A 15,462-nucleotide genomic window follows, 5' to 3' on the forward strand; every position below is an offset into this window, starting at 1 on the left:
ATAAATATTCTTTAAATTTGAGATACCTTCAAATCTATTGCTATGATAACGATTACTAAAACCATTCCGATGGTGCTTCTTTTTTTGCTAAGCACGTTCGGATATTCGCAAATTGGGATTGGCACTACTTCGCCTGATCCAACTTCTGTCCTGCATGTAGAATCTACAACACAGGGATTTTTAACTCCAAGGATGACAACGGCACAAAGGACCGCCATAACGACTCCAGCTAACGGACTCATGGTCTATGATACTACATTAGCATCCTTCTATTACTACGACACGCCGACAACAGCTTGGATTAAAATAAACAGTGGCAAGGATGGCAGGCTGAAATACAAACTCATTAAATCGACCGATGTACTAGCTACCGTTTTAGCCGCTGAAAAAACAGCAGGAAGCAACACAAAATATTTGCTAGATTCGGCAACACTCTATGAAATCAACGGAACAATCAGCGTAGACCTACCCATAGAGCTGAATAACGCTTATATTGTAGGAGAAGATTCCTCAGAAGACAAGCTGGTCAAAGCCACTGGCGACCTTTTCATAGGAACTACAGGTGGTTCAATGCGTATTCTAACATTGCAGGCTACTGCAGGAAATGTGTTTAACATTACAGGAACAGGCTCCATCGTAGGAGGAACACAAACCCAGAGCATGATTGTCAGGGACTGTATTGTCAGCACTTCTGCTAATGTAGGAAAAATGGAAAATTTTGCGCTCGTATTTATAAGTATCGTCCAATATATCAACAATACGACGGGAATTATTTATAAGGATATCAGCAGATTGCTATTGAGCAATGCAGGATGGTTTTCGAGCAACTCTGGAACTTACGAAACCTTACAAGGCACCTTCGGTCTCGTGGCTAAACAAGGCGGCTTTAGTGAAGTTACTGGAACAAAAATCGGTTTTGATGTTTCGGGAAATCCGACAATTACGGGAGATGCCGTGATGGAAACCGTCGTCTTTACAGGAACGCTGACTTCTGGAAAATATGTCAATCCTTATACGGTGGGAACTTACACAGGATTCAACTTTAACAACAGCTGGTCGGTAAGATGTACTGGAATCCCTAACGAAGGTGACTCACAATCGACTGGAACGGTCTATCTCGATAGAACTGGAACGGCGCAAGTTCAGACGCCTATTGGAACATTAAACGTAGGAGCTAAATTAGCCATCAATGCCGGATTGAATTCTAACCTTTACCGAGCTACTTCGGCGCAGACCAACAGAATTACCTATTCAGGAAAAAAAGGCAGAGTATTTCAGGTAAACTGCTCTATTTCATTCGGTAATGCTACAGGACTCACTAATACAGAATATGCTTTTTATATCATGAGGATCCCGTCTGCTGGAGGAACTGATCCGCAAATATCTACAGAAACTCTAATTGATACCAATGCAGGATATATTCAATCATTCCCTGTTCAGGGCTCGGTTTATCTCAACACAGGAGATTCTATAGAATTATGGGTCAAGAGATTAAACCAAGGGACCGGCACCACAGCACAAAGCTTTCTGGTAAGGTCATTTAACATGAGCATAAAATAACCCAAATCCCAAAACAATGAAAAAGCTCCAATTCCTACTGCCGCTTCTGCTACTTTCGATTGTAACACAAGCACAATTGTATTTGAGTACCAACAGCTATATGTATGTTAAGGACCAAGTAGTATTCGTAAAGCAGGATATCAATCTCCAGAATAATGGAAATATGTACATGAGAAACGAATCTCAGTTACTACAAGGAACGACAAGCGTTTCTGCTAATAAAGGTCTTGGCAAAGTCTCTGTCTTTCAAGAAGGAACGGCAGACAATTTTGACTATAATTATTGGTGTTCGCCTGTAGGTAATGCTTCGGCAGCTACAGGAAATGAAAATTTTGGAATTTCAATGATTCATCAGCCCACAACAGTTACCGCCAGTACTCAAGCTACGATACTGCCATCCTCTAATTCTAATGGGACGGCCAGTCCACTTGCTATCTCTTCCAGATGGATTTATAAATTTTTGTCTTCAACTTCCTATTCGCAATGGATATATGTAGGAGGCGCTTCGACCTTAGCTCCCGGTCAAGGATTTTCCATGAAAGGAACAGCAGGAACAGACCCAACTATAGTAGAAGCCAACGGAATACAAAACAATCCAGGAGGCAGTGGCTCTCAACGCTATGATTTCCGAGGCAAGCCAAATGACGGAAATATATTAGTAACAGTCGCTACGAATAATTTGACACTTACCGGAAATCCGTATCCGTCTGCACTGAATGTCAATGCTTTTCTACTGGACGCTACAAACAATGCAGCAACAGGCATTGCCTACTATTGGGAACAAGACAAAACAGTTAATTCCCACAATGTCGGCCTTTATAAAGGTGGTTATGGCGCTTATTCGCCTATCAGCCTTGGCTCCAATGGCGTGTATGTCCCAGCTACGTTTAATTCTTATAATTCTGACGGATCGCTGAATGGCGTAGGTACTTCATCTGGACTAATCATCGAAAGAAAATATGCTCCAATCGGACAGGGATTTATGATCAAGGGCGCATCAAACGGAACAGTAACTTTGAAGAATGCACACAGAGCTTATTATAAAGAAAGCGGCGCTTTGTCGCAGTTTGAACGCTCGCAAGAGCCAGCGCCAAAAAAACTTGCTGAAACTACCGAAAGTGAATCTATTGTAATCACAGAAGCGCAGTTCAAGCTCAATATCATCCTCGACAACCAGTTTACGAGACAGATTGCACTGGTATTCTTGCCTGAAGCTACAGACGGAATCGATGTGGGAATCGATGCTTTGAGCATAGCCCCAGACGACCTGCCAAATGATGCGTATTTTTTTCTGGATAACAGCAAATATGTAATTCAAGGAACCAATTTCGACATCAACAAAAGAATTCCTCTAGGCGTAAAGGCAGCCAACAATGCCTCGATAAAATTTTATGTGCCGGAAGTAACAAATTTTGATCCGACCCAAATGATCTATTTATACGATGGAGCTGACGATTCGTATCACGATATCAAAAATGGTAGTTATGAAGTGACACTTCCTACTGGAATCTACAACAGCAGGTTTCAGATTACTTTTGTAAATACGGCTTTAGGCGTCGGTGAAACGATTAAACATAATTTCGGAATCACGCAGGACAATGCATCGCAGACATTCACGGTACAAAATCCGAATCTAGCTAATCTTAAGTCAGTCGTATTGTTTGATATTACAGGCAAAAGCATTTTCAAAAAAGACAATCTGGGTACCAATGAAAAGTATTCTTTTTCAACCAGCGGCTTGAGCAAAGGAGTTTATATAGTCGATCTTGTGGCTTCTGATAATCAGAAATTCAGTCAGAAAATAATCGTAAACAATCAAAAAAATTAGGCCTTTCAAGGTCTTTTTTTTATATATAAAGCACTGGAAAACTTATAGAATAGCTAATAATATTTAAAATTATATATCTCATAAAAGCTAGTGATTTTAAATGGTTCTTTTTGAAAAAAAAGAGTAGATTTGGGAAATTATTACGCTATAAACTTATCTTAAAAACACTTAAATAATTGAAAACAAAAATACTGTATCTCTCAATTTTCTTTTTTACTCAAATTGCAACTTCACAAACTAACATAGGAAACTCAACTTCAGAAGGAGAAAAATTAGTAGCTGAAGCACTAAAAGCTCTCGCCGAAAATAATTTCGGCTTGGCTAAAGAACTTTATATAAAAGCTACTAACATAAATCCTGATAATAAAGATTTGTGGTTTAATCTTGCTGTTGCTGAACTAAATTTAAATGAAAATACCAACGCTTGTGAAAATTTATATAAAGCATATTTACTTGACGATAGTGAAGCGGCAAAACTTATCAAAAAATATTGTCCAGATTTTAGAAATGGTACGATAATGTCCTTAAATGAGGTAGAAGAAAAGCCAAAATTCATTTATAAAGGAAAAGAATCCCTTTTATTTGATGAAACTAACAACTTAAGTTCGACATATAGAAAAATTTTAGTTGCCGAACTTAAAAAATCTCGAATTTTAAAAGAAAAAGCTAAAGGAAATATAATTATACAGATAAACATAAATAAATATAACGTCTTTGATGGAAAAATAATTAAAGTGGAAGCTGAAGAAAAAGACAAAGAAGCTGTAAAAAAAGAAATTCTATCTATTTTAAGAAATATGGTCACCTATACTTCAGCAAAAAATAAAGGAAACAATGTCGATCTCTGGGAAAAATTTAATCTTCCAATTATTTTAAAGTAATAATGTTCTAGTAGTAGATTAGGTTTACATTAAAAGAATTATTTATGAAACACAAGCTGTTTATCTTCTTTTTTATGGCCTGTTCAATTGCCTTCGGACAAGACGCCACCTTTAATACTATTACCAAGCAGTTGCTGGATATTGATGAGCTTGACCAGCGCTATCGAAACCAGATGGAAGAAACAATAGCACGTTTCGGAAGTGATTCAAAAGAATCAAAAGCATTGTTTAAAAACATGAAAACGACCGATTCACTGAATCTGATTCAAGTCGAAGCTATAATCAATAAACATGGCTGGCTGGGTTCTGATAAAATCGGCAGCCAAGCCAATACGACTTTGTTTATGGTCATACAGCATGCGGAACTTCCTGCACAGATAAAATACTTGCCAATGATGAGAGAAGCTGTAAAAAAAGGAAATGCCAGAGCAAGTTCGCTCGCTCTCTTAGAAGATAGAGTCGCTTTAAAACAAGGAAAAAAACAAATTTATGGGAGCCAGATCAGCTGGAACATGAAGACTAATGAGAGCTTTGTCGCTCCGCTCGAAGATCCCGATAACGTAGACCTGCGAAGAGCCGAAGTAGGTTTACCAAATCTACAAGCTTATTTAGCAGAAATGGACATGAAATGGGATGTAGAAAATTATAAGAAGGAATTGCCTGCAATTGAGGAAACCTTTTTTAAAAAGAAAAACAAAATCGATTAAGTTCAAGACAAGGAATGACAAACAAGGTTTCTATCTATCGACAAAAATTACAGCTGACTCAATCGGAACTTGCAGAAAAATCAGGAGTATCCTTACGAACAATACAAAGAATAGAATCAGGTAGTCCGCTCAAAGGATTTACCCTAAAGAATCTGGCAAAATCTTTAGACATTCCCCCAGAAGATCTTATAGAAATACCCAAAGCTGAAGCTCCTGAAAACTGGAGCCTAGACAAAGCCAAGCTCATCAACATAACAGCTTTGTCCTTTATAATTTTACCTTTTGGGAATATTATATTTCCTTCAATTCTGACCTTCAGAAATTCTGGAGCAGAAACAAAAAAAATAGGACGTGAGATTATAGGCTTCCAAATAGTATGGACTATTATTAATTCTTTTCTGCTTATCATAAGTCCATTTGTGCAAAAACTTCTTTCGACAAAAATCCCTATCATTTTAGTCGTCTTATTGGTTTCCTTGCTGACGAATACCTATATCATCATCAGAAATAGCATAGAACTGAACAAAAACCAAAGACTTTATATTTCACTGAAAAACAATATATTATAAGCCATGACGTAAAAATGGCGCAAAATTGGCGGTAGTTTCTAAGCGAAAAATCAAATTCTTCATCGGAGTATTGCAAAAAAAATCCGATGAAACTTTTAAAAAAAATCACCCTTATTGTAGTTGCAATTATCGTCATGGGCGCCCTATTTGGCCACTTTTATTTTGATCAAAAATTTACTCCCGAAAAAAATGCGTTGACTGTTAGCGGTTCTTCAAGCAGAATTCCTATCGTATGGGAAGATTCAATGACCGCCTTACTCCTTCCTGTAAGCCTAAAAGGCATTCCCGAAAAATTTTATATGCAATTAGATTTGGGTTCGCCTACAACATTATTTTATACAGCGCCTTTAAAATCAATCCAACAAAAATACGGACCTAAATTTAACTTTTCCGACAGCCTTTCTCCTATAAAGCTAGGTTTTGAATTAGGAAATATGGAAGTTTCTTCAAACCGATTCAAAATGTTAGAATATGGTGATTCAATACGATGGAACGATTCGGATTCGCCGATTATAATTGGAACTTTGGGAACTGATTTACTGGAAAAAAGAATAACTGTTTTAGATTTTAAAGATAACTACTGCTCTTTTTCTGAATCTATTCCTAACGAGCACAAAAAATACAATTGGTCCGATTTTGAATTTAAAAAAAGACGGATACTGCTTCCTGCGGAAATAGAAAACGAAAAAATCAAAATAATATATGATTCAGGAACTAGCGCATTTGAATTGATTACGAGCAAAAAAAGCTGGGAAAAATATAGGAATAGCGGGCCTATTCTTAAAGGAGAAGGAAATTCCTGGGGTAATAAGCTGACAACTTATACCGCAAAAGCAAATAAGAAAATCCGGATTGGCAATACTAACATTACCTTGTCGGAAGTAACTTATATTGAAGGAACCTCTTTTTTACAGCGTATGCTAATGAAATCTTCCGGAATGGAAGGCATGGCAGGCAATAAAATTTTTATGGGCAAAATACTACTCCTGGATTGTAAAACACAGAAATTTACGATCTATTAAACCAGACTTTTATAGATTTTTTCTTTACTGTCTTTCTTTTTCTTAATTTCGTCTGTATTAGGGAACTAAAAATTCAGACACCAAATGAAAGCCATCCGAAGCCTACATCCAGATTTTCAAAATCTATTGGAACGTAAGGAGCCAGAGTTAATTCATTTATTTCAGGACCTAAGAGCATTAATCTTAGAACTCTATCCTGAAAGCAATGAATTGCTGTATCATACGCATGCGCTGACTTCGGTCTTCTCGATTTCAGAAAAATTATTAGATGCTTTCTGCATGATTCCAATCTATACAAATCATCTCAATCTAGGCTTCAACAAAGGAACCCTACTCGAAGATTCAGATAAATTACTGACAGGAACTGGAAATCTAATACGTCACATTCCGATAAAAACAATTGCTGATTACAGAAACGAAAAAGTAAAGAATTTGATCAAATCAGCAGCAGAATTTGCAATCAATGATATGGACAAGCCTTCAAAAGCAATTGGTAAGACAATTTCAAAAATCAAAAAGTAAGATCAAAAAACATGAACTTGACCCAGCAAATAGCAAAGCACTTTAGAGAAATTCATTTTGGAGGCAACTGGACCTGCTCCAACCTAAAAGAAAATCTGAAAGACATAACTTGGCAACAGGCAACAACAAAAATCCATTCGTTTAATACGATTGCAGCCCTAGTCTATCATATGAATTATTACGTCAGTGCTGTCTTAAAAGTACTGCACGGAAACTCGCTAGAAGCCAAAGACAAATACAGCTTTGACCATCCTCCTATCCTTTCGCAAGCAGATTGGGAAAATCTGCTCGACAAAACTTGGGCAGATGCAGAAAACTTTGCAGATTTGATCGAGCAATTGCCAGAAGAAAAACTTTGGGAACATTTTACGGATGAAAAATATGGCAATTATTACAGAAATATTCACGGAATTATTGAGCATACACACTATCATTTGGGCCAGGTTGTCATCTTAAAAAAACTAATTTTAGCGGAACAATAAACGAATATGAAACACCTCTTCTTTTTGACATTCGCAGTAATTATATTTACATCCTGCACTAGTACTCCTGAAAGCAATATCAAAGAAATAGCAAGCAGCTATCACAAAAAAGGAGCTTTTAACGGAATGCTTTTAGTCGCCAGAGACGGAAAGATTCTTTTCGATACCGTTCTAGGCTATAGCGACCTACAAACAAAACAACCAGTAAATGACAGTACCATTTTTTATATAGCATCGCTGGCTAAACCGTTTACTGCGCTGGCTATCATGCAATTGAAGGAACAGCATAAATTAGAGTATGAAAAACCTATTTCACTATACATTTCCGATCTGCCACCATTTGCACAAAAAATTACCATCCGCCAATTGCTTAATCATACTTCAGGAATTCCTGATTATGAAAAAGAAATGGCTCCCGTAAAAAATCTTACGAATACACAGGTCATGCAATGGCTAGGCACAAAAAACAACCTGAACTTTTCGCCAGGAGATAAATTCGAATACAGCAATACAGGCTATATTATTTTAGCGTCCATTATTGAAAAAATAAGTGGTAAATCGTATGCCGATTTTTTAAAAGAAGCCGTCTTTCATCCATTGAATCTAAAAAGAACTATCGTTTATGATACTACAAAACCAACCATTACCAACAGAGCGGTAGGTTACAATAAAAACAAAGAGCTTGATGATTATTCGATTCTGACCACTGGCGACGGAAGTATTTTTTCAACTGCAAAAGATTTGTTTGCTTGGGAAGAGGCACTTTACGGCCAAAAGCTGCTCAGTAAAAAGGAAATGGAAAATGCTTATCAGCCGGCAAAATTAAATGACGGAAGCATTTCAAATTATGGTTTCGGCTGGAACATACAAGAAAAAGAAGGGCATACAATAGTTAGCCACACTGGTGGCTTAAACGGCTATAGAGCCTGCATTTGGAGAAACCTTCATGAGAAAACTGTGATCATTGTGTTGACAAACCAAGGTGATGCTTTTCCGCTACAGCAATTTATGCAAGAGATTGAAAACGAGCTATAACCGTGCATATTTCAATTTCATAATCTTTTGAAGGAATCATATAACACAAAAAATCCGCTAGCTTGCTAAATTTGATTTTCTTTCAATAAGAACTTTTATGGAAGATAATAAAAAAAACACTGTGAAGACAGACAACGGCAAAGCTTCCGGTGAAAAATATATTCATGTTTCTGAGATTCCTACGCAAAAATTGGATGATGATAAGGATTTCCGAGACAGCCTAAAAAACAAGCGCGACAGCGCAATTGATCCTAAACCAAAAGAATCACAGCCAGAGACTGGAAAGGACAATGAAACTATGGGAATACCATAAACAAATTTGAGTTTAGTTATGAGGCGGAAGGTAATACTTTCGCCTTTTTTGTTAAAGCCACTTTTTTCTCCTGAACCAGATAAAAATAATTACCGAAACAATGACCATGGCCAATAACGCAAGCGGGTATCCTAGTTTTTCATCAAGCTCAGGCATAAACTTAAAATTCATCCCATAAATACCTGCAATAAAAGTCAAGGGCATAAAAAAGACAGAAAAAATAGTCAGGATTTTCATCACGTCGTTTGTTTTTCGGGCAGATAAAGAAAGGTAGATATTTAATAGATTATTTGCGTCATCCTGCACCTGTCCGTAAAGCGTAAGCAGCTTGATATGCAAGTCTCGGACATCCTGTAATGCCGGAAGATCCTTCTCTTCTACTTTCACCGAATTTACGACTTCATTCGTCAACAGCAGCAATTTCTTGCAGAGCCCCGTTTTTCTTTTCAGGTAATACATCCCTTCAATCATGTCTTCAGGAATATTTTTTTTGAGAAATACTTTCGATTCATAGTAATCTATCTTCTCCGAAAGCCGTATTGCGGGAACTTCGTACGAATGCAAAGTTTCCCAAATAATCTTTACTGCCATGCCACCGGTCGTTTTTAGTTTACCCGTATCCATACAAGTTTTGCGTATTTCTTCCATGATCGGCTGGGCAGACCGATGGATCGTGATGATAAAATTAGAATTATAAAAAACGGCAATCTTGCTGCTAAGCTCTCGGATTGTCTGCTCGTGTTCATGAGAATGCTGCAAAATCCTAACGATAAAAAAGTGCGTATTGTTATGCTCTTCATATTTAGGAAGATGGTCTGGATCAAGACTGTCCATCAAAGTATAAGGATTTAAATCATATATTTCGCTGACTTTTTCGAGCTCTTCTTTTGTTGGATTTGTAATATCGGTCCAGACAATATCCGTATCTGAAAATTTGCAGGTTTCTACAGCCATAGCCTTATTCTTTTAATTATCTCAAATTTAAGGTAATATTTGGGAACATATTCTGAAAGAATAGCAAAATTTTTGCATTCTTCTGCTTATGAATTTAAGATTTTCTTAACTTTGTTGTACCCTCTAACTCTGACATTACTATGCCGGCATCCAAAAACTATTCTGCTATCGAAAAAATCATAGCATCGGCACACGAGCCTATGCTTTTGCTTGATAAGGCGTTAAAAGTAGTATATTCCAATGTTGCGTTCAATAACAAATTTAGCTTGTCAGAGCCTGATAGCGACGGGAGAAGGTCTTTTCTGGAAATAAGACATGACGCTTTTGATATTCCTACCCTGTCCAAGCTTCTTTTAGAAACTCTGGAAACAAAAGGAACTATCCAAAATTACGAACTCCGGTATGCCAAAAATTCAGAGAACAGCAAATTACTGCTGAATATTGATTCCATCGAATTGCCAGAAGAAACATTCCTTCTTTTGGCCGTGAATGATATCAGCAGCGAGGCCGAACAACTGCAGTCGTTTCTCCAATCTGTGCTAAATTCTACAAACTATGGAATTGCAAGCTATGAAGCCGTATATCAAAAAGACGGCACGATTGGCGACTTCAAGATTTCGTATACGAATCCAGAAGTACCCAGAAACTTCGGACTTGAGCCAGGACAAGTAATCGGAAAGACATGCCGAGAAGTCTATCCTGGAATCTTCGAAAACGGAATCTTTGAAAGAATGGCCGCTTGTATGGAAACGGGAATTCCTGATAGTTACGAAATTTCTGTTGAGCATAACAATACTACTATATGGTTCAATGCCACGATCGAAAAAGTAGGCAATTCTGTTGCCGTAACCTCAAAAAATATAACTCAGGAAAAAACTGCTGCCCTAGAAATCGAAGCCATCAATACGCTTCTTTTAAATAAGAACAAGGAGCTCGAACAGCAACTGCTTACGGAATTTTCGGAAAGCTTTTACTCCTATGGAAGCGGTCAGGATTTTTTCAACTCCCTACTACTTGAAATAGCGGCTAAGACAAAGATGGACTATGTGCTTCTTGGCGAAGTCATTACCGAAGAATCGGGAGAAGAGTGTATCAAAAGCGTTTCTGTAATAGCTTTTGGAAAGGTTACAGATAATTTCAAATACCTCTTAAAAGGGGGTCCTTGTGAAGAAGTCATTAAAGGAAACAACACGCATTATCCTAACAATAGCCAAAAACTCTTTCCTGATAGCAGGACGCTGGCTGAGCTAAATGCCGAAGGTTATATTGCCCATCCATTAGTTAGTTCGTCGGGAAAAATAATCGGCCTAATAGCTGTGCTGCACCAAACCGAAATAAGTGACATATCGTATATCGAATCACTGTTGAAAATAGCTGCCAAGAGAAGCGAAATGGAATTTGAGCGCCTCCAGAATGAAAAGCTTTTGGAGATGAAAAACAAGGAACTGGAAAGACAGAATATCGAACTGGCTTCCTTTGCTTATATTTCTTCTCATGACTTACAAGAGCCGCTCCGTAAAATACAGCTATTTGCCAGCCGTATCCTCTTTCGTGAAAAGTCTAATTTCAGCGAGTCTTCGCTTGGCTATTTCCAAAGCATCACGAATGCGGCGAATCGTATGCAGAACTTAATCGAATCATTGCTCAACTATTCAAGCATGGATGCTTCTGAGATTCATTTAGTTCCTACCGATCTGAATGTCGTAATTGACGAGATAAAAAACAACATGATCGATATTATTGAGAAAAGGAATGCCCGCATTGAAGTAGCCAAATTGCCTACGCTTCCTGTAATTCCCATTCAGTTTCAGCAGCTTTTGACTAATTTAATTTCTAACGGCATAAAATACAGCCGAGAAGATATTGACCCCATCATAAAGATAAATGCTGAAATAGTTTCTTTAGAAGAATTTGCCGGAAAACAATTCTGGAAAATAAATATTGAAGACAACGGAATCGGATTCCAGCAAGAATACGAAGAAAAAATCTTCGAGCTATTTAAAAGGTTGCATGGCAAAACCGACTATGAAGGGACTGGAATCGGCCTTGCCATATGCAAAAAGATTGTTCAAAAGCACGACGGGTTTATTAAAGCCATAGGCACGCCTGGTGTTGGGGCACAATTTTTAGTATACCTTCCCGTAAAATAATCAGGCAACAAGATTGTTGAACTTTTCTCTATAAGCCGTCGGGGTCATTCCCACATTTTTCTTGAATAGGCTTCGGAATGATTTCAAATCGTTGTAGCCCGACTCAAACATTACTTCCATAACGCTCTGCCTTGAATGTTCTAGCATCTGCTTTGCAGCCTCTATTCTGGTCTTCTGCAGGTATTCAATCGGCGTAATGCCTGTCACCTGCTTGAATCGCCTTACCAAATTTCTCCTACTGGCTGGAACATCCGTAATAATTTCTTCAATTGTATTTGCCTCTCTAAAATTTTTCTTGATGACATCTTGCGCCTGCTTCACCAGATCATCGCCATGGTCTTCGGCTGGAGTAAAAGTCCCGAAATAGGTCTGCTGGTTTCTGTCAAGATCGATAGAAAATATCTTGGCGGTTTTCACAGCCATCTTTCTGCTGCAGAAGTTTTCGATAAGACGCATCATCAAGTGAAAACTATTCGTAGCGCCTCCGCTTGTGTACACTCTATCTTCTTCGGTAACCACGGCATCTACTTTCAGGTCAACCGCCGGAAAGGCATTCGCAAAAGCATATTCTGCATTGATGTGGGTTGTTGCAGGCTTGTTATCCAGTAAGCCTGTAGAAGCCAAAAGAAAAGCGCCCGTGCAGAAACTGGCTATCGAGGCTCCTTTTTCATACTGCTCTCGCAACCAGACAATCCAATGCCGGTTCAAGGTAACGGCTCTCGGAATAATATCCTGCTTGAATGCCGGAATGAGCAAAATATCATATACTGTATCTGAATCCGGCTGCCGCAAGTTATATTCAGAATACGTCTGTGCCACCTCTTCCATATGCAGAAGGCTGATGTCAAAATAAGGCTGAAGATTGTCTTGCAGATAAAATCTGTTGACGGTCTCAAAGACGTCTAGCATCGCTGCAACGCTCAAAAGCCTGTGTTCTTGTGTAAGCAAAATACCTAGTTTCATAGCTAATTTTTTAGGAACAACAAATATAAAATATTTTGTCTTAAATCCCCCCTCATAATGACTTTAACCCACACCTTTTATGCTTATTTTTTGAATTAATTTTATCAAACCTTATAAAAGAAGGAATTTAATTCAATTTTTAATACTAAAAAATATCAATATGAAAATCAAGCCCACAAGTAGCAGGATGTTTTCTTTGCTTGTCTTATACGACATGCAGACGCTTTTTTTCGAGAGAGCCTTAGAGAAAATTTCGGATGAAGATGCACATAAAAGACTAGACACCAAAGCCAACCACATTGCTTGGCTGGCAGGAAGCTTGGTACAGCAACGCTACGAAGTCGCAAACCTATTAGGCTATACAGAAAAGCAACAAGCAGAGAACTTATTTAAGGATGGAAAAGGCATACAAGACAATGTACAATATCCGCCTTTATCGCAATTCTTACACGACTGGAACAAAATCAGTCCAATAGTGCAGGAGCTATTGTCTAAAGTAACTGATGAAAAGCTAGATGAAAAATTTGAAATGATGCCAGGAATGGTAATGTCTCATTACGAACTAATCACTTTCGTTATCTACCGCGAAGCAAACTGCATAGGCCAGATAGCACTATGGAGAAGACTTTTAGGCTATGATGCTTTACGATATGATGATATGTAAACCTTTAAAACAATAGCATGTTACATAAAAGCAAAGCATTCAGCGGCTTCTCTGTCGATGACAGTAAAAAAGCCAAAAAATTTTATGGCGAGATCTTAGGATTGGAAGTAGAAGAAGATCCAGAAATGGAAGGAATAATAACGCTAAAAATAACGGGCGGCACTTCGATACTAATTTATCAGAAAGAAAATCACGAGCCCGCCACATTTACGATTCTTAATTTTCCAGTGCCTGATATAGAAAAAGCAGTGAATGAACTTTCTAAAAAAGGCATACAATTCGAACACTATGTTGTTGACGGCACGCCAACCGATGAAAAGGGAATCTTTAGAGGCGGCGGTCCGTTGATTGCTTGGTTCAAAGACCCGGCAGGAAATATACTTTCAGTATTAGAAGAATAAAACAATTTCAATCAATTACGAACAATTAAATTAAATCAAAATGGCAACGATTAACACGTATTTAAATTTTAATGGCAACACAGAAGATGCCTTTAATTTCTACAAGGCAGCTTTTGGCGGCGACTTCGCAGTAATAATGAGATTTGGAGATACTCCTGGATGCGAAGAAATGCCTGAGACAGATAAAAACAAAATCATGCATATCGCCCTTCCAATTGGTGGTAATATGCTTATGGGAACGGATGTCCCAGAAACGATGGAACAAGTCAAAAACGGAACCAGTATGTCCATTTCAATCAATACCGACTCTGAACAGCAGACGAGAGACTTGTTTGCAAAACTTTCTGAAGGAGGCAAAATCCAAATGCCGCTAGACGATATGTTCTGGGGTGCCTTATATGGCATGTTTACCGACAAATTTGGCATCCAATGGATGATCAATTATGAGTATGAGAAAAAGTAATAAATAAAAAAAGAGAACTATGGCAACACAAATTTTTGTAAACCTTCCCGTAAAAAACTTGAACAAATCCATTGAATTTTTCACAAAGCTAGGTTATACTTTTAACCTGCAGTTTACCGATGAAAATGCGACCTGCATGATTATCAGCGACACTATTTTCGTAATGTTGGTAACCGAGCCTTTTTTCTTGAATTTCACCAAAAAAGAAATCTGTGATACTTCTAAATATACAGAATCTATCATCTGCCTTTCCGCAGAAAGCCGCGAAGCAGTAGATGATATGGTAAAGAAAGCAATAGCAGCAGGCGGTTCTGCACCAAATGACAAACAGGATCATGGCTGGATGTACGGCCACGGTTTCCAAGACCTAGACGGACATCTTTGGGAAATAGCGTATATGGACGAAAGCGCCATGCCGCAATAAGCAAGCAACCTATTTAAGACCAATCAGACACGGCCAAAAGCCGTGTTTTTTTTTTATTGGAAAAGGCCAAACAGCCTATAAATAACAATAACCGACAAAGCAAACAAAATGTAAGTCGCAAAAAGTGGCAGGTAATATTCTTTAAAACGCACTTTGGAAACTACAGAAAACTTAAAAAGAAAATACCAGCAGCCGACGGCCGCAAGGCCTGTGATAATTCCAAAAATAAGGCCGCTAAACCAAGTAGGATCAATATCCGTATGCGTCCAAATATAATGATAGCACAAGACGATAAAAAGTCCGGACAGATAACGGAAACCTTGTTCCCAAACTTTCTTGCGCTCAGGAGTAACATTGCTTCCTATCCTTGACAAGATAAGGCCTAACACCAAAGGTTCCTTAAAAATTTGGCCGAACCGTTCCGAAACATACTGGCTGAATAATAATGTGATGTGTGTAGCCACAAAAGCGGCAACGCAGATTTTTAGAAGTTCCATTTGAAATAATTTAGTAAAGTTTGTTAT

18 protein-coding genes are annotated in these 15,462 nt (G+C 38.0%); 15 read left to right on the plus strand and 3 right to left on the minus strand.

Going from position 1 to position 15,462, the window contains the following annotated elements:
* Positions 1-42 precede the first annotated feature (42 nt).
* The 10 genes from OLM56_RS14025 (at position 43) to OLM56_RS14070 (ending at position 8,919) form a co-directional block, all read left to right on the plus strand.
* Positions 43-1,560 carry a hypothetical protein gene (locus tag OLM56_RS14025; protein ID WP_264527425.1) on the plus strand — a complete coding sequence of 506 codons (1,518 nt, stop codon included), beginning with the start codon at positions 43-45 and terminating at the stop codon, positions 1,558-1,560.
* A gap of 16 nt (positions 1,561-1,576) precedes the next feature.
* Complete coding sequence (locus OLM56_RS14030; RefSeq protein WP_264527426.1) at positions 1,577-3,388, plus strand: T9SS type A sorting domain-containing protein; 1,812 nt, start codon at positions 1,577-1,579, stop codon at positions 3,386-3,388.
* A 176-nt stretch (positions 3,389-3,564) separates the two neighbouring features.
* The gene (locus tag OLM56_RS14035) at positions 3,565-4,269 is read left to right on the plus strand and encodes a hypothetical protein (RefSeq protein WP_264527427.1); all 705 of its coding nucleotides are present in this window, start codon (positions 3,565-3,567) and stop codon (positions 4,267-4,269) included.
* Between the two features lie 44 nt (positions 4,270-4,313).
* Complete coding sequence (locus OLM56_RS14040; RefSeq protein ID WP_264527428.1) at positions 4,314-4,976, plus strand: DUF6624 domain-containing protein; 663 nt, start codon at positions 4,314-4,316, stop codon at positions 4,974-4,976.
* A gap of 14 nt (positions 4,977-4,990) precedes the next feature.
* Positions 4,991-5,545 (plus strand): helix-turn-helix domain-containing protein, encoded by a 555-nt coding sequence (locus OLM56_RS14045; RefSeq protein WP_264527429.1) that lies wholly within the window; start codon positions 4,991-4,993, stop codon positions 5,543-5,545.
* Positions 5,546-5,631: 86 nt separating this feature from the next.
* On the plus strand, positions 5,632-6,567 hold the full coding sequence (locus tag OLM56_RS14050) for a hypothetical protein (RefSeq protein WP_264527430.1): 936 nt from the start codon (positions 5,632-5,634) through the stop codon (positions 6,565-6,567).
* 84 nt (positions 6,568-6,651) lie between these two features.
* Positions 6,652-7,089, plus strand: coding sequence for a DUF1801 domain-containing protein (locus OLM56_RS14055; RefSeq protein WP_264527431.1), 438 nt, complete (start codon positions 6,652-6,654; stop codon positions 7,087-7,089).
* 11 nt (positions 7,090-7,100) lie between these two features.
* On the plus strand, positions 7,101-7,571 hold the full coding sequence (locus OLM56_RS14060) for a DinB family protein (RefSeq protein ID WP_264527432.1): 471 nt from the start codon (positions 7,101-7,103) through the stop codon (positions 7,569-7,571).
* A gap of 6 nt (positions 7,572-7,577) precedes the next feature.
* Positions 7,578-8,606 carry a serine hydrolase domain-containing protein gene (locus tag OLM56_RS14065; RefSeq protein ID WP_264527433.1) on the plus strand — a complete coding sequence of 343 codons (1,029 nt, stop codon included), beginning with the start codon at positions 7,578-7,580 and terminating at the stop codon, positions 8,604-8,606.
* A 97-nt stretch (positions 8,607-8,703) separates the two neighbouring features.
* Complete coding sequence (locus OLM56_RS14070; protein ID WP_264527434.1) at positions 8,704-8,919, plus strand: hypothetical protein; 216 nt, start codon at positions 8,704-8,706, stop codon at positions 8,917-8,919.
* Positions 8,920-8,970: 51 nt separating this feature from the next.
* Here the strand turns inward: OLM56_RS14070 and OLM56_RS14075 are convergent, their stop codons facing one another.
* On the minus strand, positions 8,971-9,873 hold the full coding sequence (locus OLM56_RS14075; protein WP_264527435.1) for a CorA family divalent cation transporter: 903 nt from the start codon (positions 9,871-9,873) through the stop codon (positions 8,971-8,973).
* A gap of 140 nt (positions 9,874-10,013) precedes the next feature.
* Between OLM56_RS14075 and OLM56_RS14080 the strand changes: the two genes are divergently transcribed.
* Positions 10,014-12,023 (plus strand): ATP-binding protein, encoded by a 2,010-nt coding sequence (locus tag OLM56_RS14080; protein WP_264527436.1) that lies wholly within the window; start codon positions 10,014-10,016, stop codon positions 12,021-12,023.
* Here the strand turns inward: OLM56_RS14080 and OLM56_RS14085 are convergent, their stop codons facing one another.
* Positions 12,024-12,986, minus strand: coding sequence for a GlxA family transcriptional regulator (locus OLM56_RS14085; protein ID WP_121374437.1), 963 nt, complete (start codon positions 12,984-12,986; stop codon positions 12,024-12,026).
* 160 nt (positions 12,987-13,146) lie between these two features.
* Between OLM56_RS14085 and OLM56_RS14090 the strand changes: the two genes are divergently transcribed.
* The 4 genes from OLM56_RS14090 to OLM56_RS14105 are packed head-to-tail and all read left to right on the plus strand — an operon-like array spanning position 13,147 to position 14,938.
* A complete protein-coding gene (locus OLM56_RS14090; protein WP_264527437.1) occupies positions 13,147-13,650 on the plus strand; it encodes a DinB family protein in 504 nt (167 codons plus the stop codon).
* 17 nt (positions 13,651-13,667) lie between these two features.
* Complete coding sequence (locus OLM56_RS14095) at positions 13,668-14,051, plus strand: VOC family protein (protein WP_264527438.1); 384 nt, start codon at positions 13,668-13,670, stop codon at positions 14,049-14,051.
* 40 nt (positions 14,052-14,091) lie between these two features.
* Positions 14,092-14,514: a VOC family protein gene (locus tag OLM56_RS14100; RefSeq protein WP_121374440.1), complete on the plus strand. Its 423-nt coding sequence runs from the start codon at positions 14,092-14,094 to the stop codon at positions 14,512-14,514.
* Between the two features lie 19 nt (positions 14,515-14,533).
* Positions 14,534-14,938 carry a VOC family protein gene (locus OLM56_RS14105; protein ID WP_121374441.1) on the plus strand — a complete coding sequence of 135 codons (405 nt, stop codon included), beginning with the start codon at positions 14,534-14,536 and terminating at the stop codon, positions 14,936-14,938.
* Positions 14,939-14,991: 53 nt separating this feature from the next.
* Here OLM56_RS14105 and OLM56_RS14110 read toward each other — a convergent pair whose 3' ends face one another.
* A complete protein-coding gene (locus OLM56_RS14110) occupies positions 14,992-15,435 on the minus strand; it encodes a hypothetical protein (RefSeq protein ID WP_121374442.1) in 444 nt (147 codons plus the stop codon).
* Positions 15,436-15,462 lie beyond the last annotated feature (27 nt).

Origin of the sequence: Flavobacterium sp. N2550 (genome assembly GCF_025947265.1) — a bacterium.
Taxonomy (GTDB): Bacteria; Bacteroidota; Bacteroidia; order Flavobacteriales; family Flavobacteriaceae; genus Flavobacterium; species Flavobacterium endophyticum.